This is a genomic window from Streptomyces sp. TS71-3, from assembly GCF_018327685.1.
In the GTDB taxonomy this organism is placed as follows: domain Bacteria; phylum Actinomycetota; class Actinomycetes; order Streptomycetales; family Streptomycetaceae; genus Streptomyces.
Map to the genome: position 1 here is coordinate 1,700,658 of NZ_BNEL01000001.1, position 24,318 is coordinate 1,724,975.

Genomic DNA, 24,318 nt, shown 5'->3' on the forward strand with positions numbered 1-24,318 from the left:
GGCCCCGCCCCGGCGCCAGGCAGGCTGCCGCGCCCCTACGCCGCTACTCCTCGAACGTGGCCACCAGCGCGTCCGCGAGGCCCGGCACCAGCCCGGAACCGGTCAGCACCTCGGACGGCGAGTCCTTCTCGCGCAGCCGCAGGGCCGACTCGCGGGCGCCGTCGCGCAGCACCGCCACCGTCATCCGGACCTCCTGGCGGTCCGGGTGCTCGGCCACCCACTCCGCGAGCCGGGCGCCGTCCAGGTCGTCCGGCACCGACGCCTCGGCCGACGGCGGCAGCATCAGGCGCTCCACGGTCAGGGCGCAGCCGGTGATCGCATCCGGCCACGCGATGGTGCCGAGGAACGTGTCGAGCGGCTCGCCCGTTGGGACCTCCTCCTGCTCGATCGGGGTCAGCGAGCCCGCCGGGCCGTCCTCGGCCAGACCGAGGCGCTCGGCCAGAGAGGGCTCCTCGGACCGCAGCCGGGCGGTGTCGACGAGGGCGAACAGACGGGGAGACTGGTCCCAGCCGAGACCGGAGACGTACTCGTCGATCTCCAGCACGGCACGGGTGAGGGGGCTCGCGGCCATCGGAGGGCCCGCGGGGGAATCGTTGGACATGGGCAATATCCTGCCTGGTTCGGGGGCCCGAGCGGGAACTGTGTAAAGCCTCAGTAAGTTGCATCAGTGGGCCCTACGATCGCCGACGGCGCCCCGGCCCCGAAGGACCCGTGCGGAACCCTCGCAGAGGCACCCCAACGCACACAAACCGCACACCACGTAAGAATCCATACCGCACATAACCTCATACGGCAGAACCGTCCTCAACGGACCGAACACCCGTCCACAGCAACCGACAGCTATTCGCGAACTTCGAGGTGCGCACCTTGGCTTTCCAGATGCCGGACCGCGGCTCAGGCCCCACGGGGTCACGGATCAGAGTGGGCCGGCCCTCCCGGCGCGCCCGCACGCTGCTCTTGACGCTGGGCGTGCTGGCCGTGCTGGCCATGGCGTTCGTGATGTTCTCGGGGTTCTGGACGGAGCTGCTCTGGTACCGGTCCGTCAAGTACGCCTCCGTCTTCACCACCACGCTGTGGACCAAGATCGGGCTGTTCTGCGTCTTCGGGCTGCTGATGGCGGTGGCGGTCGCGCTGAACGTCTGGCTGGCGCACCGGCTGCGCCCGCCGCTCAGCGCCATGTCGATGGAGCAGCAGAACCTCGACCGCTACCGGATGGGGATCGCCCCGTACAAGAAGTGGATCCTGCTGGCGATCACGGCACTGGTGGGCCTGATCGCGGGCGCCTCGGCGGCCAGCCAGTGGCGCACCTGGCTGATGTGGGTCAACGGCGTGCCCTTCGGCCAGAAGGACCCGCAGTTCCACATGGACGTCTCCTTCTACGCGTTCGAGCTGCCCTGGTACCGCTTCCTGCTGGGCTTCGGGTTCGCCGCCGCGGTGATCTCCCTGATCGCCGCGGCCCTGACGCACTACCTGTACGGGGGGCTCAGGATCACCAGCCCGGGCGCCCGGGCCACCGGCGCGGCCACCAGCCACCTCTCGGTGCTGGTCGGCATCTTCGTCGCCCTGAAGGCCGTCGCCTACTGGCTCGACCGGTACGGCCTCGCGGTCAAGACCAGCGACTTCAAGGCGACGGGAAACTGGACGGGCCTGCGGTACGTCGACGCCAACGCCTACCTGCCCGCCAAGACGATCCTGTTCTGCATCGCCGTCATCTGCGCCCTGCTGTTCTTCGCGACGCTGTGGCGCCGCACCTGGCAGCTTCCGGTCATCGGCCTGGGCCTGATGGTGCTCTCGGCGATCCTCATCGGCGGCCTGTACCCGGCGATCGTCCAGAAGTTCCAGGTCCAGCCGAACGAGCAGGCCAAGGAAGCGCCGTACATCGAGAAGAACATCCAGGCGACCCGCAAGGCCTACGGCATCGACGGCGTGACGCCCGTGGACTACTCGGGCAAGGGCGCGGTCAGCAACGCCTCGAAGCAGCGCGCCGCCGCCGACTCCGCCGCCAGCTACCGGCTGAACGACCCCAACATCGTCTCGCCGACCTTCCAGCAGCTGGAGCAGGAGCGGACGTACTACCAGTTCCCGAAGACGCTCGACGTCGACCGCTACAACGGCCAGGACACGGTCATCGGCCTGCGTGAGCTGAACCTCTCGGGCGTCGACAAGCGCAACTGGATCAACGACCACTTCACCTACACCCACGGCTACGGCATCGTCGCGGCCAAGGGCACGGAGACGGACGCCAGCTCCAAGGGCGCGCCGCGGTTCACCGAGTCGGGCCTGCCGGCCGGGGGCGACCTCGGCAGCTACCAGCAGCGCGTCTACTACGGTGAGAAGACGAACCAGTACTCGATCGTGGGCGGCCCGCAGAAGGAGCTCGACTACGAGCAGGACGGCGGCAACCAGAAGACCACCAGCTTCCGGGGCAAGGGCGGCGTCGACATCTCCAGCCCGCTCAACCGCGCCGCGTACGCGGTGGCCTTCAACGAACCGCAGATCTTCTACTCGGGCGCCATCGGCAAGGGCTCGAAGATCCTCTACAACCGCACGCCCAAGGAGCGCGTCGAGGCGGTCGCCCCCTGGCTGACGATCGACGGCGACGCCTACCCGTCCGTCGTCGACGGCCGCATCCAGTGGGTCGTCGACGCGTACACGACCTCCAACGGCTATCCCTACGCCTCGCGTACGACCCTCGGCGACACGACGGCCGACTCGCTCAACGAGGCCGACAACCAGCGCGCGGTGGTGGCCCAGCAGAACCAGGTCAACTACATCCGCAACTCCGTGAAGGCCACCGTCGACGCCTACGACGGCACGGTCAAGCTCTATACCTGGGACGACAAGGACCCGGTCCTGAAGACCTGGAAGAAGGCATTCCCCGGCACCGTGCTGCCGAAGAAGGACATCCCCCCGGACCTCATGGAGCATCTGCGCTACCCGCAGGACATGTTCAAGGTGCAGCGCGAGCTGCTGTCCCTCTACCACGTCACGACGCCCGACCAGTTCTACAACGCGAGTGACGCCTGGCAGGTCCCCAACGACCCCACCAAGAGGGACAACAGCCCCGTTCCGCCCTACTACCTGTCCCTGGCGATGCCGGACCAGAGCGGCCGGCAGTTCTCGCTGACGTCCACCTTCACCCCCAGCGGGCGGCCCAACCTGAGAGCGTTCATGGCCGTCGACGCGGACGCCACCAGCAAGGACTACGGCAAGATCAGACTCCTCAGGGTCACCGAGGACAAGGTCGACGGCCCCGAACAGGTGCAGAACAAGCTCAACTCCGTGACGCCCGTCGCGGACTTCATCCGCGACATGAAGGGCGCCGACTCGACCGTCCTCTACGGCAATCTGCTCACGGTGCCGCTGGACGACGGCTTCCTCTATGTGGAGCCGATCTACGCACAAGGGCGGAACTCCGAGTATCCGCTGCTGCGCAAGGTCGCCGTCTCCTACGGGAACAAGACCGGATTCGCGGACACCCTCGCCGACTCCCTCAACCAGGCCTTCGGCGTGGCCGGATCCCAGCCCGCCCAGCCACAGAAACCCGGCGGGCAACAGGCGCCACCCGCGAGTCCCACGGTGAAGCAGGCCCTGAGCGATGCCCAGAAGGCCTTCGACGACGGCCAGAAGGCCCTGGAGAACCGCGACCTGGCCGCCTACGCCAAGGCGCAGGACAGGCTCAAGGACGCCCTCAAGCGCGCCGCGGACGCGCAGGACGCCGCCGACAGCAAGAACGGCAAGGGCGGCGGCACGAGCACCGGCAAGGGCTCGGGCGGGCAGGGCTGACCTGATCAAATGCTCACCCGCGTCGTGATACGGTTCTGGAACACGACGCGGGGTGGAGCAGCTCGGTAGCTCGCTGGGCTCATAACCCAGAGGTCGCAGGTTCAAATCCTGTCCCCGCTACTCGGGAGAAGGCCCGGATCCAGACTCTGGATCCGGGCCTTCCGCATGTCCGCTTCGCATGTCCGCTTCGCATGTCCGCTTCGCATGTCCGCTTCGCATGTCCGCTTCGCATGTCCGCTTCGCATGTCCGCTTCGCATGTCCGCTCCGGATCCCGGCCTTCGGCGTGTCCGGGGCCGGGTCCGGGCCCGGGCCCGGGTCCCGCGCCGGGCCATCCGCGTGTCCGGTCCGATCCATGGCGTCCCCGTGCCCGTTCGGGCCTACTGTGTGCCCGTGCGGGCCTTCCAGGCGCCCGGAACGGGTCCGCGGACCCAACTCCTCCGCGTACCCGGCGACCAGGCCTCTCCGGCGGGCGCCGTCCCGGTGGGCGGCGCCCGCGCGTCGGCGCTACGCGCCGCGCACGGCTCCGGCACCGGGGCGCGTCCGCACGGGGACCGGTCCGGTCGGACTAGTGCGACGATGCGGCACCCTCGCGGAGTTGAGAATCACGCGTTTGACTTATCTCTCTGTGGGCATGTCGACAAAACGCTGAAGTGACCTCACTGGCTGCGGTATACCAGGTGTACCAAGGTTGCAGGTGGTGCGACGATGGATGGTATGGGGGATAAGGCAACTCTGTTGGAGACAGCCCGTTTTGTGCAGCAGGCCGACCGGGACAAGTCCGGGGTGGCCGCAGAGGAGGCCCGCCGGCGGCTCGCCGCCGAGGCCGGTGACGTCGAGGCCATGAGTGTCCTCGGCGCCACCATGCTGCGCCGTGGCGACCTCGACGGAGCCGAGCCCCTGCTGCGCGCCGCCACCACGGCCGGCGACCGGGCCGCCGCCAACAACCTGGGCGTCCTGCTGCACCAGCGCGGCTACCCGGACGAGGCCGCCGGCTGGTGGCGGGTGGCAGCCGTCGCCGGTTCGGCCGCGGCGGCGCACGCCCTGGGACGGCACCACCGCGAGCGCGGCGACGAGCCCGCCGCGGCCTACTGGCTGCGGCAGTCCGCCGAGCAGGGCCACGTCCTCGGCGCGTACGCACTCGCCGATCTCCTGGAGCACCGGAGCGAGGACGGCGTCGAGTACTGGATGCGCGCCGCCGCCGAGCACGGGCACAGGGAGGCCGCCTACCGGCTGGCCAGGATCCTCGACCTCAAGGCAGAGGAGAAGGGGGTCCAGGGCCCCGGGGGAGTACGCGCGGGGCCCAAGGGCGGCGCGCAGCGCGACGGAAGCAACCGTTCCGGGGCGCATCGGAGCAAGCGCGGAGCGGACGAGCACCGTGGTGCCGCCATGGCGCGCTCCGACGCCTCCGAGCCGCCTGCCGGCCCGGAGTCCGGGAGCCGGCAGCTCGCACCGGCCGACGAGGCCGAGCAGTGGTACCGGCAGGCCGCCGCCCGCGGGCACCGGTGTGCCGCCCTGCACCTCGGGGCCATCCTGGAGAAGCGCGGTGCCCTGAAGGAGGCCGGGCGCTGGTACCTGACGTCCGCCAAGGACGGCGAGGCACGCGCCGCGTGCGCTCTCGGCTTCCTGCTGCGCGACGCCGGGGACCTGAAGAGCGCCGAGACGTGGTGGCTGAAGGCCGCCAAGGAGGGCGACGGGAACGCCGCCAACGCCCTCGGCGCGCTCCACGCGGAGCGCGGCGAGCCGCAGACGGCGGAGCGCTGGTACCGCGCCGCGCTGGAGGCGGGCGACATCAACGGCGCCTACAACCTCGGCCTGCTCTGCGCTGCGCGCAACCGCGGCCAGCAGGCGGAGCAGTGGTACCGCAGGGCCGCCTACGCGGGGCACCGCGAGGCCGCCAACGCGCTCGCCGTGCAGCTGCTCCAGAGCGGTGACGCGGAGGGCGCCGAGCCGTGGTTCTCCAAGGCCGCCGAGTCGGGCAGCGTCGACGCCGCGTTCAACCTCGGCATCCTCTGCGCGGGCCGCGGCGACGAGCGGGGCGCGCTCGCGTGGTACGGCCGTGCGGCGGCGGACGGGCACACCGAGGCGGCGCTCCAGGTCGGCATCGCGCGCCTCAAGGAGGGCGACGAGGCGGGCGCCGAGCGGCATCTGCGGTGCGCGGCGGGCGGCGGCAGCCCCGAGGCGGCGTACCGCCTGGCGACCCTGCTGGACGCACGCCGTCCCGTGCCGCCCGCGCACGAGCTCGGCGAGCCCGTGGTCGAGAAGACCGAGTGCGAGGAGTGGTACGAGCGCGCGGCCGGGCAGGGGCACCGGCGTGCCCAGGTGCGGGTCGGCATGCTGGCCGCTGCGCGGGGCGACGTCGTCGAGGCGGCGAACTGGTACCGCAGGGCCGCGGAGGCGGGCAGCCGCAACGGCGCGTTCAACCTCGGCCTGCTGCTCGCCAGGGAGGGCAGCGAGCCGGAGGCGGCGCTGTGGTGGCGGCGGGCCGCCGACGCGGGCCACGGGCGTGCCGCACTGCGTCTCGCGCTGCTCTTCGCGCGGCGCGGGGAGCTGGCCGAGGCGCAGCGGTGGAGCACGCGGGCCGCCGAGCTGGGGCCGGAGGAGGTCGCTGCGCGGGCGACGCGGCTGCGGGACGCCGTACGCCAGGAGCTGACGGCGTAGGGCGCGCTGCTTGGGGGCTGAGCCCCGGGGCACCCCTTGCGCGGGTCGCCCTTCCGGCGGGGGAGGCCGGTCGCCGGGGGCGGCTCCTGGGGGTTCTCTCGGCCGGTGGCGACCTGACGGTCTCAGTGTGGTCGCTCACGCAGTTCCCCGCGCCCCTTCCGGGGTGCGGTTGGAGGCTGACGTCAGGGAAACCGCGGGAGGGCGACAGGGAAAGAAACGGATTTGCGACGGACACCGTTGGTCGCGTAGGGTCATGGACAACGACGCGGGGTGGAGCAGCTCGGTAGCTCGCTGGGCTCATAACCCAGAGGTCGCAGGTTCAAATCCTGTCCCCGCTACCAAGGCGAAGGCCCGGTTCTGGAAGATCAGGACCGGGCCTTCGGCGTGTTTGCAGAGCCTTCCAGGGAGTGGGCTTTCCGGGGAGCCGGCCACCGGCCCCGTGCAGCTGGCAACAGGAGCGACCCCGGACCCCGGCGGCCGCGCGGGAACCGCGCTACGCGCAGTCGGGGCACAGTCCACGGTACGTGACCTCGGCCTCGGCGACCGCGAAGCCGAACCGTTCCGTGGCCGGCAGATCGGCCAGCGGATCGCCGCTCGGGTGGACGTCGCGGATCGCGCCGCAGCCGGAGCAGACCAGGTGGTGGTGCGGGCGGTGCGCGTTCGGGTCGTACCGCTTGGCGCGCTGGTCGGTGGAGACCTCCAGCACCTCGCCGAGCGAGACCAGCTCACCCAGTGTGTTGTACACCGTCGCCCGGGAGATCTCGGGAAGCTTGGCCACGGCGTGCGCGTGCACCTCGTCCGCGGTCATGTGCACGTGTTCGCCGTCGAGCACCTCGGCGACGACGCGCCGTTGTGCGGTCATCCGCCATCCGCGGCCGCGCAGTCGCTCCAGAAGGTCACTCATAGCACCATCCTAGCATTGGGTGGTGACCAGTTCCGTAACGAGTGTGAGTCTGGAAGACAGCTTGACTTAGACAATGTCTATCGTAGGATCGAGTCGGCACATCAGCCACGGCAAGGGATCGGCAGCAAGGACGCAGGAGGCAGACGTGACGTCGCAGGGACCGCTTACGACGGAGGCCGGTGCTCCGGTCGCAGACAATCAGAACAGCGAGGCTGCGGGTGTCGGCGGTCCTGTTCTGGTCCAGGACCAGGTCCTGCTGGAGAAGCTGGCCCACTTCAACCGCGAGCGGATCCCGGAGCGGATCGTGCACGCGCGCGGTGCGGGCGCCTACGGGACGTTCACGCTGACTCGGGACGTCTCCCAGTGGACCCGGGCGAAGTTCCTGTCCGAGGTCGGCAAGCAGACGGAGACCTTCCTGAGGTTCTCCACGGTGGCCGGCAACCTCGGGGCGCCTGACGCGGTGCGCGACCCGCGCGGTTTCGCCCTGAAGTTCTACACCGAGGACGGCAACTACGACCTCGTCGGGAACAACACGCCGGTGTTCTTCATCAAGGACGCCATCAAGTTCCCGGACTTCATCCACACCCAGAAGCGCGACCCGTACACCGGGTCCCAGGAGGCGGACAACGTCTGGGACTTCTGGGGCCTGAGCCCCGAGTCCACCCACCAGGTGACCTGGCTCTTCGGCGACCGCGGCATCCCCGCGTCCTACCGCCACATGAACGGCTACAGCTCGCACACCTACCAGTGGAACAACGCTGCGGGCGAGGTCTTCTGGGTCAAGTACCACTTCAAGACGGACCAGGGCATCAAGACCCTCACCAACCAGGAGGCCGAGGTCCTGGCGGGCAAGGACCCCGACTCCCACCAGCGTGACCTCCGCGAGGCCATCGAGCGGGGCGAGTACCCGACGTGGACCGTGCAGATCCAGGTCATGCCGGCGAGCGAGGCGGCGACCTACCGCTTCAACCCGTTCGACCTCACCAAGATCTGGCCGCACGAGGACTACCCGCCGATCGAGATCGGCAAGCTGGAGCTCAACCGCAACCCGGAGAACATCTTCGCCGAGGTCGAGCAGTCCATCTTCAGCCCGGCGCACTTCGTGCCCGGCATCGGCCCCTCCCCGGACAAGATGCTCCAGGGCCGCCTCTTCGCGTACGGCGACGCCCACCGCTACCGCGTCGGCGTCAACGCCGACCACCTCCCGGTGAACCGTCCGCACGCCACCGAGGCCCGCACCAACTCCCGGGACGGCTTCCTCTACGACGGTCGGCACAAGGGCGCCAAGAACTACGAGCCGAACAGCTTCGGCGGCCCGTTCGAGACGGGGCGTCCGCTGTGGCAGCCCCTGGACGTCTCCGGCGCCACCGGCGAGCACGAAGCGCCGAGCCACGCCGAGGACAACGACTTCGTCCAGGCGGGCAACCTCTACCGCCTGATGTCCGAGGACGAGAAGCAGCGCCTCGTCGACAACCTCGCGGGCGCCATCTCGGGTGTCTCACGCGACGACATCGCCGAGCGCGCCATCGCCAACTTCCGCCAGGCGGACGGCGACTTCGGCAAGCGGCTGGAGGCCGCGGTCCAGGCCCTCCGCGGCTGACCGGCCCCTTGCCGAACCACGAGGGCCGGACTTCCATCCCCCGGAAGTCCGGCCCTCATCCATGCCTCCACGCGCCCCGCGGTGCGGGCCGCGAGCCCGGCGCATCGAGCGGTCCGCCCGCGGGGGCGCTGGACGGGGGTGTTGGCGGGCCCCCGGTCAGCTCACCAGGGTCCGTTCCTCCGCGCGGCTCGGCAGCCAGCAGCGGATGATGTCGCGGACCGAGACGATGCCCACGGGTTCCTGGGCGTCCAGCACGATCAGGTGGCGGAAGCCGCCGCGGGTCATCGCGTCCGCCGCATCGGCCAGCGTCCAGCCCGGTGCGGCGAAGACGACGTCGGACGTGGTGTGGGTGCCGGCGGTCTCCCGGTCGGGGTCCTCGCCGGCGCCGATCGAGTTGAGGATGTCGCGCTCGGTCAGGATGCCGAGGCCGGACGTGTCGGGATCGAGGACCACGGCCGCACCGACCCGGCGTGCGGACATCAGCCGGGCCGCCTGCCGGAGGCTGTGATCGGGGCCGACGGTGAGGACGACGGTGGTCATGGCGTCACGGACGAGCATGATCTTTGAGCCACCTCCTGGGGAATCGCCGTTAGAGAAGCGATTCACAAGTTCACAAGTGGGGGGGACTCTCAGAGTCGCATCCGTTCGGGCCGGCAACAAGGGGGTACCCGGCATCCCTTCGGCCATCACCCGTCCGGAGGGCGCGTACCGGTCAGTACCGCTGGTTCAGGTAGCCCAGCAGTTCGTCGTGGAGCAGGCCGTTCGAAGCGGCGGCGTTGCCGCTGTGCGGGCCCGGCCTGCCGTCCAGGCCGGTGAACTCGCCGCCCGCCTCGGTCACCACGATCGCCGTCGCCGCCATGTCCCACAGGGACAGCTCGGGCTCGGCGCACATGTCCACGGAGCCCTCGGCCACCATCATGTACGGCCAGAAGTCGCCGTAGCCGCGGGTGCGCCACACCGAGCGGCTGAGGTCGAGGAAGCCGTCGAGCCTGCCCTGCTCCTCCCAGCCCGTCAGGCTGGAGTAGGCGAACGAGGCGTCGGCGAGCCGGGAGACGCCGGAGACCCGCAAGCGAGTCGCCGACGACAGGCTGCGGCCGGTGAACGCGCCATGCCCCTGGGCGGCCCACCAGCGGCGGCCCAGCGCCGGTGCCGACACCACGCCGACCCGCGGCTGGAAACCGCCCTCGCCGGCCTCCATCAGGGAGATCAGCGTCGCCCAGACCGGGACGCCCCGTACGTAGTTCTTGGTGCCGTCGATCGGGTCGATCACCCAGCGGCGCGGGCCCGTGCCCTCGATGCCGTACTCCTCGCCGAGGACCGCGTCTCTCGGCCGTGCCCGCTTCAGGTGACCCCGGATCAGCTCCTCCGCGGCCTTGTCGGCGTCGCTCACCGGCGTCATGTCCGGCTTGGTCTCCACCTTCAGGTTGAGCGCCTTGAACCGGTCCATGGTCGCGGCGTCAGCGGCGTCCGCGAGGACGTGACCGAGACGCAGATCATCGTGATAGTCGGGCATGGGCGAACAGTATCGATCTCGGTCAGGTGGGGGCCACCATGCGCGTGTGGTGTGGTCTTCCAGGGGCACTCTTGACAGGGTCATGAGGGGCGTCAAACTCTGAGCTGGAGCCCGCTCCAACCGGCGAGGTCGAAGCCATCCGGCCTCGCCCCTCGGTCTGGGAGGCGCTGATGCCCGCAGCGCGGGAGTCCTTATTGGACGCGGCCCGCACAGCACTCACCCGCAAGTCGTGGTCCAGAGTCCGGATGGTCGACGTGGCGGCCGAAGCCGGAGTCTCGCGCCAGACGCTCTACAACGAGTTCGGCAGCAAGGAAGGTCTCGCCCGCGCCCTGGTGCGCCGCGAGACCGACTCCTATCTCGCGGGGGTGGACCGCGCGCTCGCCGGTCCCCGGGACCCGCGGGAGCGGCTGGCGGCGGTCGCCGAGTGGACGGTGGCCTCGGCCGGTTCCAACGCGCTGGTACGAGCGGTGCTCACCGGCCTGTGGAACCGGCGGCTGCCCGCGCCGACGCTGTCCGCGGTGCCGTCCACTTCCGTGGTGCCCGCGCAGCGCCGCGCCGACGGGCCGCTGCCCGCCCCCGGCGAGCTCTTCGTGCTGGTCCGCGACCGGACGCTGAGCGCGATCTGCGGTCCGGGCACGGCCAGATCCGAGGCCGTGGAGCAGGCCAGGCTCTGCGAGCTGGCGCTCCGGCTCGCGCTGTCGTGCCTGCTGGTGCCGCCGAACACCACGGGGGCGGACGGCACCGCCCATCTGGTGCGCGCCGCGCTGCCCCGGCTGGTCCGGCAGAACGTGTCCTGAACGGCGGGCGCACGGCCGGCCGGTGCGCGGCCGGTTCACGGGAACGTGGGGCGGGGCGTGGCCCGGTGAGCGGCTTCCCCGGGTCAGTGGGAGGAGCCCGAGAGCTGGAGGCCGATCACGCCCACGATCACCAGGCTGATCGAGACGATCTTCAGCACGGAGACCAGGTCGTCCAGGAAGATCATGCCGTAGATCGCGGTGCCCGCGGCGCCGATGCCCGTCCACACCGCGTACGCGGGGCCCACGTCCAGGCGCCGCAGCGAGAGCGTGAGGAGGCCGAAGCTGCCGAGCGCGAAGGAGCAGAAGGCGACCGTGGGCCACAGCCGGGTGAAGCCGTGCGACAGCTTCAGGCAGACCGCGAAGCCGGTCTCCAGCAGCCCGGCCACGATGACCAGCAGCCACGCCATGTCCTGCCTCCCGACTCTCCGCCTGCCGTGGCCGCCTTGCCCGCCCCGCCGTCCCGCCCGTCCCGGCGGCACGCGGGCCGCCGTCCCGCCGGCGTGTGGCGCGCCCGGGAGCCGTTCGACCAGGTTCGATCGTATGGGACACCCGGATTATGGTCGTTTCGACCGGGTCGATCGCGCGTTCCCGCTCGGTGCGATTATGCCTTTACCTACATGTCGTTCACGCAAACCTCGAAGGAACGCGATGCGCCTTGGGGGTACCTCCCACGCCCTTCGGGCAGTGGGGGAGGGCCACCGGGCCGAGTCTCTTGGGGTTGTCTGTTTGGCCGCTGATCGGTGGGGGCTGGTCGCGCCCACGCGGCGGAGCCGCAAATCGAGCACGGTCCCGCGCCCCTGACGGGGCGCACATGGTCCGGGTCGCGCGTTCCTGCCTGGAAGTCGCGCGTTCCTGCCTGGAAACGGCGTGGAGCTGCGCCCCGAAAGGGGCGCGGGGAACTGCGCGAGCAACCACGACGTGCCCGCGGCGGGCCACCGGGCCGGGCCTCTTGCGGTCGTGTGCTTGGCCACCGGCCGGTGGGGGCTGGTCGCGCCCGAGGCGGAGCCGCAATTCGAGCACAGCCGCGTGTCCCTGCCTGGACGCGGCGTGGAGCTGCGCCCCGAAAGGGGCGCGGGGAACTGCGCGAGCAACCACGATGCGCCTGCTGTAGGCCACCGGGCCCAGCCCCAGTACCCCCAGAACACGGCCCCGCGCCCCCGCCAGGGCAACGCCCAAGAACCGCCGCACGGGACAGACCCGCCCCAGCCGCGCCCAGCCGGGGCAGGACCCCAGCCGGGGCAGGACCCCAGCCGGAGCGCCCCCCACCGGACGGCCCCCGGCACCACGGCTGAGCGGTTTCGCGCGCCCCGGAAAGGGGCGCTCAGTCGCCCTCGTGCCGCTCCCGCGTAGCCAGCAGGCGCCGGAGCGAGTAGAGGCGGGTCGGATCGGCGTGGCCTTCGGCCACCCATGCGTCGAGGGCGCAGTCCGGCTCGTCGTGGCTGCACGCGCGCGGGCAGCCGGCGGTGCCGGGCTCCAGGTCGGGGAAGGCGTGGATGACCCGGGAGGGGTCGACGTGCGCGAGCCCGAAGGACCGCACGCCCGGGGTGTCGATGACCCAGCCGCGCTGCCCGCCGTCGTCCCCGGGGCCGGTCAGGGGCAGGGCCAGTGCCGACGTGGTGGTGTGCCTGCCGCGCCCGGTGACCGCGTTGACGTGCCCGGTGCTGCGCCGCCGCTCCTCGGGGACCAGGGAGTTGACGAGGGTGGTCTTGCCGACGCCGGAGTGCCCCACGAACGCGGTGATCTTGCCGTCGAGCAGCGCGTGCACGCGGTCGGCGGCGTCGCCGTTCTCCAGTTCCTCGCGGGAGGTGACGACGTACGGCACGCCCAGCGGCTCGTAGGTCTCCAGGAGCTTCTCGGGCGGGGCCAGGTCGGACTTGGTGAGCACCAGGAGCGGGTCGAGCCCGCCGTCGTAGGCGGCGACGAGGCACCGGTCGATCAGGCGCGGGCGCGGCTCGGGGTCGGCGAGGGCGGTGACGACGGCGAGCTGGTCGGCGTTGGCGACCACGACCCGCTCGTAGGGATCGTCGTCGTCGGCGGTGCGGCGCAGCACGGACGTCCGCGGCGCGATCCGCACGATGCGCGCCAGGGTGTCCTTCGCGCCGGAGAGGTCACCGACGAGCGCGACCCGGTCGCCCACCACGGCCGCCTTGCGGCCCAGCTCCCGCGCCTTCATCGCCAGCACGATCCGGTCCTCGACGAGGCACGTGAGCCGGCCCCGGTCGACGGTGAGCACCATGCCCTCGGCGGCGTCCTCGTGCTTGGGCCTGATGCTCGTACGCGGGCGCGTGCCCCGGCGCTGGGGGCGGATCCTGACGTCGTCCTCGTCGGTGTGCTTGCCGTAGCGGCGCATGATCGGATTCGCCCGTCACAACCCGAGCATCCCGGTCCACAGGTCGGGGAAGTCGGGGAGGGTCTTCGCGGTGGTCGCGACGTTCTCGATGCCCACGTCCGGCACGGCGAGGCCGAGCACCGCGCCCGCGGTGGCCATCCGGTGGTCGTCGTAGGTGTGGAAGGTGCCGCCGTGCAGCGGCCGGGGGTTGACGCGCAGGCCGTCGGCGGTCTCCGCGACGTCGCCGCCCAGCTCGTTGATCTCCTTCGTGAGGGCCGCGAGCCGGTCCGTCTCGTGCAGCCGCAGGTGCGCCACGCCGCGCAGCGTGGAGGGGGAGTCGGCGAGGGCGGCCACCGCGGCGACGCCCGGGGTCAGCTCGCCGACCTCGCCCAGGTCCACGTCGATGCCGCGGATCCGCCCCGAGCCCGTGAACACCAGGCCCTGGTCGGTCAGTTCGCAGGAGCCGCCCATCTCGGTGAAGATCTCCCGGAGCCGGTCGCCGGGCTGGGTGGTGTGCGCGGGCCAGTCGGGGATCACCACGCGGCCGCCGGTGACCAGGGCGGCGGCCAGGAACGGCTGGGCGTTGGAGAGGTCGGGCTCGATCGTCAGGTCGGTGCCGAGCAGCGCGCCCGGGGTGACCCGCCAGACGTTCGGCTCGCCGCCCGACTCCGGGGTGTCCACCTTGGCGCCGGCCTGCCGCAGCATGTCGACGGTCATCCGGATGTGGGGCATGGACGGCAGCGTGCGGCCGGTGTGCCTGACCTGCACGCCGTGGTTGAAGCGCGGAGCGGACAGCAGCAGCGCGGAGACGAACTGGGACGAGGACGAGGCGTCGATCTCCACCGGGCCGCCCAGCAGCGCACCGTTGCCGTGCACGGTCATCGGCAGCGCGCCGCGGCCGTTGTCGTCGACACGCGCGCCCAGCGCACGCAGCGCCCCGATCACCCCGCCGAGGGGACGCTCGTACGAGCGCGGGTCGCCGTCGAACCGCACGGGGCCGTCGACGAGGGTCGCGACCGGCGGCAGGAAGCGCATCACCGTGCCGGCGTTGCCGACGTCGACGGCGGCCGGGCCGTGCAGTCCCGACGGGATGACCCGCCACGCCTCGCCGGACTCCTCGCGTCCCACCGGACCGCCGCCCGCGCCCGTCGCCTGCGGGGACAGCGACGAGACCGACGACATCACGGACGCCGACGACACCGTCTCCTCGATGCCGACGCCCATCGCGCGCAGCGCGGACGCCATCAGAAGGGTGTCGCGGGAGCGCAGCGGGCGGCGCAGCCAACCCGGCTCCGCGGCGAGCGCGGCCAGCACCAGGGCACGGTTGGTGACCGATTTGGATCCGGGCACGTGGACCGTCGCGTCGACGGCTCCGCTCGCGTGCGGGGCGGGCCAGAGAACGGTAGGCGCTGGGGTAGCGGTCATGGCTCTTACTTTAGTGGCTGCGGCGGATCATCAAACTTGATCAAATATGGCGAAATGTGGGTGAAACCTATGTTTGATAAGGGCGCCGCCCGGCCAAAAAGTGGCGCACTCGCCGTCGGCTCCCTCGCAGGCCCCCTCGGGCCCCTGTAGGCCCCCCTCGGGCCCCTCTGTAGGCCCCCGGGCCTCTGTAGGCCCTCAGCCGGGTCCCGGGCAGGTCGTCAACAGGTCCTCAGAAGAGGGTGCCCTCCTCCGGGGCCGGCAGTTCCTTGAGTAGTTCGGGACCGTTGTTGCGCACGTTGCTGACCGACGTCGTCACGGGGTAGGCCCGCATCAGGCCCTCGGGCGGCGGCGCGAGCAGCGTGCGCAGTTCCTCGGGCTCCGTGCGGGAGGGGTCCAGCCAGGCGTCCCAGCGGTCCGGGGTGAGCATCAGCGGCATCCGCGGGTGGATGTCGGCGAGCGCCCTCGGCCCCTCCTCCGGGGCCACCGCGAGCGGCGCGGTCTCGGCCTCCGTGGTGATCACCGAGCACGTCACCCACCAGGCGGAGGGGTGCTCGTCGGGCAGCGTGCCGTCCCGCCAGAACTCGTACAGCCCCGCCATCGCGAACACCGAACCGTCGGCGGGCGTGACGAAGTACGGCTGCTTCCGCGGCCGCTTCTTCTTCCCCTTCACCTCCAGATCGCGCTCCGTGCTGCCGGTGACCCACTCGAAGTAGCCGTCCGCGGGCAGGATGCAGCGCCGGGTGGCGAAGGCGCGGCGGTACGACGGCTTCTCGTGCACCGTCTCGCCCCGGGCGTTGATCATCCGGGCCGCGCCCTCCGGGGTCTTCGACCACGACGGGACGAGTCCCCACCTCAGCCTGCGCAGCTGGCGAACCGGTCGCGGGTCGTCGGCGTCTTTCAGGGGACGGTCCAGCACGGCGTAGACCTCCTTGGTGGGGGCCACGTTCCAGTCGGGCGCGAGGGTCTCCTCGGGGTCCCACTTCTCGATCTCGAAGATGCCTGCGAGATCCTCTGGCCTACGACTCGCTGAGTACCGTCCGCACATGACAGCAACCCTGCCACGACCCGGGGCCCTCCGGGCCACCCGTGCCTTCCGATGAGGAGCCCGTACATGATCAGCCAGGCCGGCCTCGCCGCCTTCGACGGCAGTACCTCCTGGGCGGCCACGGCGAGCGCGTCCGCCGCCTCCCTCTGGGACCGCGTCCTCGGCAGCCAGCCGCACCCGGCGGCCTGGATGGTGGTCGCGACCGGCGTCCTCGCGCTGGCCGTCGTCGTTCCGCACCGCCCCTGGCGGCTGGCGCGCAACACCATCACCATCGCCCACGAGGGCGGCCACGGCCTGATAGCCCTGGTGACCGGCCGCCGCCTGCAGGGCATACGCCTGCACTCCGACACCTCCGGCCTCACCGTGAGCCGGGGCAGGCCGTCGGGACCCGGCATGATCCTCACCGCCGCGGCCGGCTACACCGCGCCCCCGCTGCTCGGCCTCGGCGGCGCCGCGCTGCTCGCCGCGCAGCACATCACCGCGTTCCTCTGGCTGGCGACCGCGCTGCTCATCGCCATGCTCCTCATGATCCGGAACGCCTACGGGGTGCTCACGGTGCTGGTCACCGGCGGCGGCTTCCTCGTGGTGTCCTGGCTCGCCGACCCCGAGGTGCAGGCCGCGTTCGCCTACGCGGTGGTGTGGTTCCTGCTGCTCGGCGGGGTGCGCCCCGCCTTCGAGCTCCAGACCAAGCGGCGGCGCGGGCAGGCGGGCGACTCCGACGCCGACCAGCTCGCCCGGCTGACGAACGTCCCGGCGGGGCTGTGGCTCTTCCTCTTCCACGCGGTCTCGCTCTGCTCGCTGCTCGGCGGCGGACGGTGGCTGCTGGGCCTGTGAGGGAGGCCTGCCACGGGCGTCCCGGGGCCCCGCGCCCGAAGCCGCCCGAGGCACGCGGATCCGCCAGGCCGCGGTCCGGCTCGCCGGGCCCGCCCCTGCGCGGCGGGTGCGGGAGCCGCACGGCAGGATGAGGGCGTGACCGACATCCAGAGCATCGAGACCGACGCGGGTGTGGCCAGGATCACCTGGCACCGGGGCACGGGAGAGCAGATCGGCGTCCTCGCCCTCGGGCACGGCGCCGGCGGCGGCATCGAGGCCCGCGACCTCCAGGCGCTGGCCACCAGGCTCCCCGCGCGAGGGCTGACCGTCGCCCTCGTCGAGCAGCCGTGGCGGGTGGCCGGCAAGAAGCTGGCGCCCGCCCCGAAGACCCTGGACACGGGGTGGCGGGGGGTGTGGCCCGCGCTCACGGGCCCCGGCCTCCCGGTGATCGCGGGCGGCCGCAGCGCCGGCGCCCGGGTGGCCTGCCGCACGGGCCGCGAGCTGGGCGCCGCGGGCGTGCTCGCGCTCGCCTTCCCGCTCCACCCGCCCGGCAAGCCCGAGCGCTCCCGGAGCGCGGAACTGCTGGAGGCGGGCCTTCCGACCCTGGTCATCCAGGGTGGCCGCGACCCCTTCGGCAAGCCGACGGAGTTCCCCTCCGGCCACTACCTGAAGGTCGTGGTGCCCTTCGCCGACCACAGCTTCGGGGTGCCCAAGACGGCCCCGGTCGAGCAGCACGACGCCATGCGGATCATCACCGACGCCGTCGCCGGCTGGGCCGTCACGATCGCCTGACCGGGAGTGACCGCGGCCGGTGGAGGCCGCACGGCGCACGGGAATGCCGGCACGCCCGGCGCTGTTGTGGCGGACAGAAGGTACCGGGGTCCGGTACCTGGACGTACGAGAGGAAGTCCGCTGCATGGGTTCCATCGCCTGCCCGAGCCGCCGGGACACCGCCCAGCTGGAGTGGTCGGTCCTGCACGCGGCCAAGGACTCCGCCGTTCGGGCACCGGGTGCGGCCACTGGGCCGACCTCGAAGGTTGAGGGTCGACTATTCTCCGATGCGAGTGGTGCCGCTTTCGGCTCCGCCACAGCACTGGAGGAGGTGGGTCCGGTCACTGGGACCGACGCGGGGGCCGATCATGGCCGGGCCGAAGGGCCCGAGGAGTCGGCCGCCGAGCGCAGCGCCCGTTTCGAGCGGGACGCGCTCGCGTTCCTCGACCAGATGTACTCGGCAGCGCTGCGGATGACGCGCAACCCGGCCGACGCCGAGGACCTGGTTCAGGAGACGTATGCCAAGGCGTACGGCTCGTTCCACCAGTTCCGTGAGGGGACCAACCTCAAGGCCTGGCTGTACCGCATCCTGACGAACACGTTCATCAACTCGTACCGCAAGAAGCAGCGCGAGCCGCAGCGCAGTGCCGCCGAGGACATCGAGGACTGGCAGCTCGCGCGCGCCGAGTCGCACATGTCGACGGGGCTGCGCTCCGCCGAGTCCCAGGCGCTGGACCACCTCCCGGACTCCGATGTGAAGTCCGCGCTCCAGGCGATCCCCGAAGAGTTCCGCATCGCCGTCTATCTCGCAGACGTAGAGGGCTTTGCGTACAAGGAGATCGCGGACATCATGGGAACACCCATCGGTACGGTGATGTCCAGGCTGCACCGCGGCCGGCGTCAGCTGCGCGGCATGCTGGAGGACTACGCCAGGGACCGCGGTCTGGTCCCGGCAGGCGCCGGAGAGTCGAACGGAACGAAAGGTTCGGGCTCATGAGCTGCGGAGAGCCGCACGAGACGGACTGCAGTGAAGTACTGGATCATCTCTATGAGTTCCTGGACCACGAGATGCCCGACACCGACTGCACCAAGTTCGAGCAGCACTTCGAGGAGTGCTCCCCGTGCCTGGAGAAGTACGGCCTTGAGCAGGCCGTGAAGAAGCTGGTCAAGCGCTGCTGCGGGCATGACGACGTACCCACCGACCTCCGGTCGAAGGTCATGGGGCGGATCGACCTGATCCGCTCCGGCCAGTCGGTCCCCGACAGCGACGTGACGGCAACGGCGGACGGCACCTGAGACGTACCCGGGCCCGTGAGGGGCGCGGGGAACTGCTGGGGGCACCTCCCACGCCCTTCAGGCAGTGGGGGACAGCCACGACGAGACGGTTGGATCGCCACCGGGCGAAGCGGGCAGGCGCTGCCGCCACAGGCCCCGGCCCACGCCCACTGGAGTCCGTCGGATCCCCCCGGCCGCAGGCCGGCCCTCACTCGAATGCACTAATCCACTCCCTCCCCACGTCCGCAATCCGCCATTGCGCGCCGTGGCGAGCGGCTGCTCGCGGTACGGGACGGCCTCCCGCACCGGACGAGTGTCCGGGGCGTCCGCGGTGGGCATGGGCCCAGGGTGAAGCGGGTGGCACACGTGGCCTGTGTTGAGCGCTGTTGTCAGTGAAAGAGCGGTCTGACCTGGCCGGAGGTGGGTAACCCATGGGTAATGAGCGGGTGTCCGACCCCACGTGGTTGGATGCGAAGGAGAGGGCGTTTCCGGGGGCGCGGTCCGCCGTGGGGTGTCCTCTCCGGGGGGCGGGCCCCCGGGCTCCGGTCCAGACGGCAGGCGGGAATCGTGAGGATCTTCGGTAAGGGACGGCATCGGCCCTCCGCCTCGTGGCGGCAGGCCACCGACCGCGCGTTCACACTGATCGGTGACGGTCGTTACGAGGACGCGGGCGCTCTCCTGACGCGTGCGGCGGACCTGGAGCCGTGGCTCTCGGAGTCTTGGTTCAACCTCGCCCTGCTGCACAAGTTCCGGCACGACTGGGAGCAGGCGCGCGCCGCCGGGCTGCGCGCCGTCGCCCTGGTGGAGCGCGACGGAGGCGCCCCGGACTGGTGGAACGTCGGGATCGCGGCCACGGCCCTGCAGGACTGGCCGCTCGCGCGCAGGGCCTGGCAGGCGTACGGGCTGAAGGTGCCCGGCGGCCCCGCGGCGGCGAGCGAGCCGCTCGGCATGGAGCTGGGCAGCGCGGCCGTCCGGCTCTCCCCGGAGGGCGAGGCGGAGGTCGTCTGGGGCCGCAGGCTGGATCCGGCCCGCATGGAGGTGCTGTCCATTCCGCTGCCGTCGTCGGGCCGCCGCTGGGGCGAGGTCGTCCTGCACGACGGCGTCCCGCACGGGGAGCGGACGACCACCGCAGGGCACGCGTACCCGGTGTTCGACGAGATCGAGCTGTGGGCGCCCTCGCCGGTGCCCACCTGGGTGGTCCTGCTGGAAGCGGCCACCGAGGAGGACCGGGACGCCCTGGAGCAGCTCGCCGCCGACGCCGGCTTCGCCGCGGAGGACTGGTCGTCGTCGGTGCGGCTGCTGTGCCGGATGTGCTCCGAGAGCCGGATGCCGAGCGACGAGGGCGACGGCGACCACCTCGACCCGCACGACCACAGCGAGCCCGGCCACCCGGGACCCCTCGGCCACCGCACCGACGGGCAGCTCTGGGTGCCGGAGCGCGAGTGCGGGATCGCCGCGCCCGCGGCCCTGGTCAGCGGCCTCCTGGACGGATGGGTCGCGGACCGGCCGGACGCCCGCGCCTGGCGGGACCTCGAAGAGGTCTGCTGAACCAGGGGCGTTCGCACGCGGCCCCCGCGCCAGTGCCCCGCGCCACCGTCGCCCCGCTCGCGGTGGCCGAGTCAGGCGCATACCCCTCTGGTCGCGCCGGCCGGCACCGTAGGCTGTACCGGCAGTAGACCATGAGGGTTTTCCAGGAAGGCGTACGGCGAAGAGATGGTGCAGCAGGACACTGAGCAGCAGCGGACCTCGGCGGGCCCGGCGGTGCTCCCCGTCGACGACGAGGGCTTCGTCATCGACACCGAGGACTGCGAGGAGCGCGAAGCGGCCTACCGCGCGCGTGGCACCTCCCGTCCCATCACCGTCGTAGGCAACCCCGTGCTGCACCGCGAGTGCAGGGACGTCACCGAGTTCGGCGAGGACCTGGCCCGGCTCGTCGACGACATGTTCGCCAGCCAGCGCGCCGCGGAGGGCGTCGGCCTGGCCGCCAACCAGATCGGCGTCGACCTCAAGGTCTTCGTCTACGACTGCCCCGACGACGAGAACGCCCGGCACGTCGGCGTCGTCTGCAACCCCGTCGTGCAGGAGCTGCCCGCCGAACTGCGCCGCCTCGACGACTCGAACGAGGGCTGCCTGTCCGTGCCGACCGCCTACGCGCCGCTGGCCCGGCCCGACTACGCGGTGGTGACCGGCCAGGACGAGCGCGGCAACCCCATCAGCGTGCGCGGCACCGGCTACTTCGCCCGCTGCCTCCAGCACGAGACGGACCACCTCTACGGCCGCCTCTACATCGACCGGCTCTCCAAGCGCGAACGCAAGGACGCGCTGCGGCAGATGGCCGAGGGCACGCCGCGGTACGAGACCGTGCCCAACGAGTAACCCACCGCGGGCCGGCGCCCTTTGCGGGGCGCCCTGACAGTCCCGGTCACCTCGCCCTGACCGTCCCGGTCGCCCCCCTGGGGGGCGCGAGGCTGCTTCCTATGGGCTGGGGGCGCCTCCCACGCCTTTTGAGGCAGTCGGGGAGCACGTGAGGCAGGGGGTGGGTCCGCCGCGCGGGCGTGAACGGCCACCTTCGTACGCCGTGCACCTGCTCAGCGCGCCCGCGTGCACCTTTCCCCGTGCATCAGCCCGGTCGGCCATCGCCGGCCGGGTTTTTGGCATATGCCAGAGGTCACGGTCGCCGTGACAAGGCCACCGGACGTATGTTCGCGGCATCCTTTTCCGGCAGGTGCTGTGAAGCTATTCCCTCTCCGTCTCTCTTGGTGCTGAATGGAATCCGCGTGGGGGGACGCACCGGCGCACGCCCGGCGGCAGGGCGGGTGCGCGCCCAAAAACGGTCGAGAGGGGTATTCATGCCTGCTTCCTCATACAGCACTTCACGGACGACACAGACGCCGCCGGCCCCGGTGGTGGAGGTTTCCGTGCCGGAGGCGCTCCGCATGCCGAGGGTGGAGGCGCTATTCGCGCGACATCGCCACACGTATTGGCCAAAGCTTCAACGCAGGGCGAGGATCTGGCTGCTGGAAAAGCGGCTGATGCCCGCGGACAAGATCGATGCGTATGCGGACACGCTCCGTTACACCGATCTCGTGGCGGGTTACTACGTCGGCGCACCGGATGACGTCGTCGCGGCGATAGCGGATTTCAGTACCTGGTTCTTCGTCTGGGACGACAGGCACGACCGTGACGCCGTGCACGGCAGGACGGCCTCCTGGCGGGCGCTGGCGGACCGCCTGCACACCGCGCTCGACGACCCCGAGCCGCATCAGGCGCACCGGGAACCGCTGGTCGCGGCGTTCGCCGAGTGCGTGGTACGGATGTGCTCGTACCTCGGTCCCGCCTGGAACGCGCGGTTCGCCCGGCACTTCCACGCGGTGATCGAGGCCTACGACCAGGAGTTCGCCAACCGCCGCACGGGCACGGTGCCCACGGTCGAGGAATACATAGCGCTGCGTCGCCACACCTTCGGCCACCACGTCTGGCTGGACCTCCTGGAACTCGCGGCGGACCGCGAACTCCCGGAAAGCCTGCGGACCCACCCGGAATACCGGCGGGCCGGCCTCGCCTCACAGGACTTCTCGGCCTGGTACAACGACCTCTGCTCCCTTCCCAAGGAAATCGCGGGCGACGAGGTCCACAATCTGGGTATCTGCCTCATTCAGCACGAAGGGATATCCCTGGAAGAAGCGGTGGTGGAAGTACGCGGCCGGGCCGCCTCACGCATCACCGAATTCCTGGAGGCGGAGAGCGAGTTGCTGCGTATGGCCGAGGAATCGGAAGACGGGACGAGAGAGGGAGCCGCGCTCGCAGCCGGATTACGTATGTGCCTGTTCAATATGCGCAACTGGTTCTCCTCGGTCTACTGGTTCCATCACGAGTCGGGCCGCTACCGCGTGGACACCTGGGACGACAGGTCGACCCCTCCGTACGTCAGCGACCCGGCAGGTGAGGCATGAGCATCGAGTCCCAGCACCAGCACCAGCACGAGCACCGGGGCCGGGCCCAGGCGCAGCCGGGGAGCCGGCAGGAGAGCCGTCCCGAGCCCCAGAGAAGCCCTCAGCCTCGCAAACAGCCCCAGCCGCCGCTGGCCGGGGGCGCCGTACCGCTGCTCGGCCACGCCTGGCGACTGGTGCGCGACCCGCTCGCGTTCCTCGCCGGCCTGCGCGACCACGGCGACCTGGTCCGGCTCAAGCTGGGCCCCAGGACGGCCTACGCGGTGTGCGCCCCGGAACTGGTCGGCCAGCTCCTGCGCAGCCCCGAGTACGAGGTCGGCGGCCCGCTGTGGGACACCATGGAGGTGCTGCTCGGCAAGGGCGTGGCGACCAGCAACGGCGCCCTGCACCGCAGGCAGCGGCGGATGATGCAGCCCGCCTTCCGGCCCGAGCGGATCGCCGACTACGCGGCCGTGATGGAGGAGGAGGCCCGCGCCATGGTGGCGCGCTGGGAACCCGGCGGCACGATCGACGTGGGCGCCGAGATGTTCCGCGCGTCCGTGCGCATCGTGTCCCGGTCCCTGCTGGAGGTCGACTCGATCGCGCAGAAGGCCGAGCACATCAGCGCGGCACTGGGCACCGTCTTCGAGGGCCTGTACCGCCGCATGGTGCTCTCGGCGGGCCCTCTGCACCGGCTGCCGACCCCTGCCAACCGCCGCTTTTCGCGCGCCCTGGCCGATCTGCACGGCCTCGTCGACGAGATCCTCGCGGAACGGCACGCCTCCGGTGCCCGGCCCCGGGACCTGATCACGGTCCTGCTGGAGGCCACCGACGAGTCAGGGGCGCCGCTCGGCGACCGGGAGATCCACGACCACCTGGTCTCGCTGGTGGTCGCGGGCGCCGAGAACGTCTCGTCGACGCTGGCCTGGACCCTCTGCCTGCTCACCGAGCACCCCGGCCGCGCGGACCGGCTGGCCGAGGAGGTGAACGCCGTGACCGGTGGGCGACCGGTCTCCTTCGCGGACGTCGGCGCGCTCTCGTTCACGCGCAATGTCATCACGGAGGCGATGCGGATTCGGCCTGCCCCGTGGATTCTCACGCGGCGCACCGTGGCCGAGACCGAACTCGGTGGATACGCCATTCCGGCCCACGCGGACATCGTGTACTCCACGTATGCGATGCAGCGCGATCCGCGTTCCTTCCCGCGCCATCTGGAGTTCGACCCGGATCGGTGGCTTCCGGAACGTGCCGGGGAGATGGAGGCGGCGGCGATGATTCCGTTCGGCACCGGCAATCGGAAATGCCCGGGTGATCATTTCAGTATGGCCGAATTTGCCATCGTCCTCGCGACGGTGGTTCCGCGGTGGCGGTTCAGCGCGGTGGAGGGTACGGACACGTCGTCCCGGATCGGGATCACGTTGCATCCCAAACGGTTGCTTTTGCGGCCGGAGCCGCGCTGATCCGCCCCCGGG

20 protein-coding genes and 2 tRNA genes are annotated in these 24,318 nt (G+C 71.3%); 14 read left to right on the forward strand and 8 right to left on the reverse strand.

Features of this window, described 5'->3' with window-relative positions:
• Positions 1-43: 43 nt before the first annotated feature.
• Positions 44-601 (reverse strand): PPA1309 family protein, encoded by a 558-nt coding sequence (locus Sm713_RS07030; protein WP_249416147.1) that lies wholly within the window; start codon positions 599-601, stop codon positions 44-46.
• 278 nt (positions 602-879) lie between these two features.
• Between Sm713_RS07030 and Sm713_RS07035 the strand changes: the two genes are divergently transcribed.
• From Sm713_RS07035 to Sm713_RS07050, 4 genes are all read left to right on the forward strand, one after another.
• The gene (locus Sm713_RS07035) at positions 880-3,786 is read left to right on the forward strand and encodes a UPF0182 family protein (protein WP_212911842.1); all 2,907 of its coding nucleotides are present in this window, start codon (positions 880-882) and stop codon (positions 3,784-3,786) included.
• Between the two features lie 46 nt (positions 3,787-3,832).
• Positions 3,833-3,906 (forward strand) — tRNA-Met (locus tag Sm713_RS07040).
• A gap of 586 nt (positions 3,907-4,492) precedes the next feature.
• Positions 4,493-6,445: a tetratricopeptide repeat protein gene (locus Sm713_RS07045; protein ID WP_212908787.1), complete on the forward strand. Its 1,953-nt coding sequence runs from the start codon at positions 4,493-4,495 to the stop codon at positions 6,443-6,445.
• A 264-nt stretch (positions 6,446-6,709) separates the two neighbouring features.
• Positions 6,710-6,786 (forward strand) — tRNA-Met (locus Sm713_RS07050).
• A gap of 152 nt (positions 6,787-6,938) precedes the next feature.
• On the opposite strand, the gene Sm713_RS07055 is transcribed toward Sm713_RS07050, so the two are convergent.
• Positions 6,939-7,349 (reverse strand): Fur family transcriptional regulator, encoded by a 411-nt coding sequence (locus Sm713_RS07055; RefSeq protein WP_212908788.1) that lies wholly within the window; start codon positions 7,347-7,349, stop codon positions 6,939-6,941.
• A gap of 73 nt (positions 7,350-7,422) precedes the next feature.
• Here Sm713_RS07055 and Sm713_RS07060 point away from each other — a divergent pair, with 73 nt between their 5' ends.
• Complete coding sequence (locus Sm713_RS07060) at positions 7,423-8,949, forward strand: catalase (protein ID WP_249416148.1); 1,527 nt, start codon at positions 7,423-7,425, stop codon at positions 8,947-8,949.
• A gap of 156 nt (positions 8,950-9,105) precedes the next feature.
• Here the strand turns inward: Sm713_RS07060 and Sm713_RS07065 are convergent, their stop codons facing one another.
• Together Sm713_RS07065 and hisN are read right to left on the reverse strand one after the other, a co-directional pair.
• Positions 9,106-9,507 (reverse strand): cyclic nucleotide-binding/CBS domain-containing protein, encoded by a 402-nt coding sequence (locus Sm713_RS07065; protein WP_212908790.1) that lies wholly within the window; start codon positions 9,505-9,507, stop codon positions 9,106-9,108.
• A gap of 154 nt (positions 9,508-9,661) precedes the next feature.
• The gene (hisN, locus tag Sm713_RS07070; RefSeq protein ID WP_212908791.1) at positions 9,662-10,462 is read right to left on the reverse strand and encodes a histidinol-phosphatase; all 801 of its coding nucleotides are present in this window, start codon (positions 10,460-10,462) and stop codon (positions 9,662-9,664) included.
• 170 nt (positions 10,463-10,632) lie between these two features.
• Here hisN and Sm713_RS07075 point away from each other — a divergent pair, with 170 nt between their 5' ends.
• Positions 10,633-11,259: a TetR/AcrR family transcriptional regulator gene (locus Sm713_RS07075; protein WP_212908792.1), complete on the forward strand. Its 627-nt coding sequence runs from the start codon at positions 10,633-10,635 to the stop codon at positions 11,257-11,259.
• A gap of 83 nt (positions 11,260-11,342) precedes the next feature.
• Here Sm713_RS07075 and Sm713_RS07080 read toward each other — a convergent pair whose 3' ends face one another.
• From Sm713_RS07080 to Sm713_RS07095, 4 genes are all read right to left on the reverse strand, one after another.
• Entirely contained in the window at positions 11,343-11,666 is a 324-nt protein-coding gene (locus Sm713_RS07080; protein WP_212908793.1) for a multidrug efflux SMR transporter, read from the reverse strand.
• A gap of 914 nt (positions 11,667-12,580) precedes the next feature.
• A complete protein-coding gene (gene rsgA, locus Sm713_RS07085; RefSeq protein ID WP_212908794.1) occupies positions 12,581-13,609 on the reverse strand; it encodes a ribosome small subunit-dependent GTPase A in 1,029 nt (342 codons plus the stop codon).
• A gap of 15 nt (positions 13,610-13,624) precedes the next feature.
• Entirely contained in the window at positions 13,625-15,013 is a 1,389-nt protein-coding gene (gene aroA, locus Sm713_RS07090; protein WP_212908795.1) for a 3-phosphoshikimate 1-carboxyvinyltransferase, read from the reverse strand.
• A 229-nt stretch (positions 15,014-15,242) separates the two neighbouring features.
• Positions 15,243-16,058 carry an SOS response-associated peptidase gene (locus tag Sm713_RS07095; protein WP_212908796.1) on the reverse strand — a complete coding sequence of 272 codons (816 nt, stop codon included), beginning with the start codon at positions 16,056-16,058 and terminating at the stop codon, positions 15,243-15,245.
• Positions 16,059-16,124: 66 nt separating this feature from the next.
• On the opposite strand from Sm713_RS07095, the gene Sm713_RS07100 reads away from it, so the two are divergent.
• The 8 genes from Sm713_RS07100 (at position 16,125) to Sm713_RS07135 (ending at position 24,306) form a co-directional block, all read left to right on the forward strand.
• Entirely contained in the window at positions 16,125-16,892 is a 768-nt protein-coding gene (locus tag Sm713_RS07100; protein ID WP_212908797.1) for a M50 family metallopeptidase, read from the forward strand.
• A 135-nt stretch (positions 16,893-17,027) separates the two neighbouring features.
• On the forward strand, positions 17,028-17,663 hold the full coding sequence (locus tag Sm713_RS07105) for an alpha/beta family hydrolase (RefSeq protein WP_212908798.1): 636 nt from the start codon (positions 17,028-17,030) through the stop codon (positions 17,661-17,663).
• Between the two features lie 310 nt (positions 17,664-17,973).
• Positions 17,974-18,639, forward strand: coding sequence for a sigma-70 family RNA polymerase sigma factor (locus tag Sm713_RS07110; protein ID WP_212908799.1), 666 nt, complete (start codon positions 17,974-17,976; stop codon positions 18,637-18,639).
• Positions 18,636-18,938 carry a mycothiol system anti-sigma-R factor gene (gene rsrA / locus Sm713_RS07115; RefSeq protein ID WP_212908800.1) on the forward strand — a complete coding sequence of 101 codons (303 nt, stop codon included), beginning with the start codon at positions 18,636-18,638 and terminating at the stop codon, positions 18,936-18,938. The genes Sm713_RS07110 and rsrA overlap by 4 nt, the downstream gene beginning before the upstream one ends.
• A 546-nt stretch (positions 18,939-19,484) precedes the next feature.
• Positions 19,485-20,465 carry a hypothetical protein gene (locus Sm713_RS07120; protein ID WP_212908801.1) on the forward strand — a complete coding sequence of 327 codons (981 nt, stop codon included), beginning with the start codon at positions 19,485-19,487 and terminating at the stop codon, positions 20,463-20,465.
• A 165-nt stretch (positions 20,466-20,630) separates the two neighbouring features.
• Positions 20,631-21,293 (forward strand): peptide deformylase, encoded by a 663-nt coding sequence (gene def / locus Sm713_RS07125; protein ID WP_212908802.1) that lies wholly within the window; start codon positions 20,631-20,633, stop codon positions 21,291-21,293.
• 473 nt (positions 21,294-21,766) lie between these two features.
• On the forward strand, positions 21,767-22,870 hold the full coding sequence (locus Sm713_RS07130; RefSeq protein ID WP_212908803.1) for a multidrug MFS transporter: 1,104 nt from the start codon (positions 21,767-21,769) through the stop codon (positions 22,868-22,870).
• A complete protein-coding gene (locus tag Sm713_RS07135) occupies positions 22,867-24,306 on the forward strand; it encodes a cytochrome P450 (RefSeq protein ID WP_212908804.1) in 1,440 nt (479 codons plus the stop codon). The genes Sm713_RS07130 and Sm713_RS07135 overlap by 4 nt, the downstream gene beginning before the upstream one ends.
• Positions 24,307-24,318: the final 12 nt, after the last annotated feature.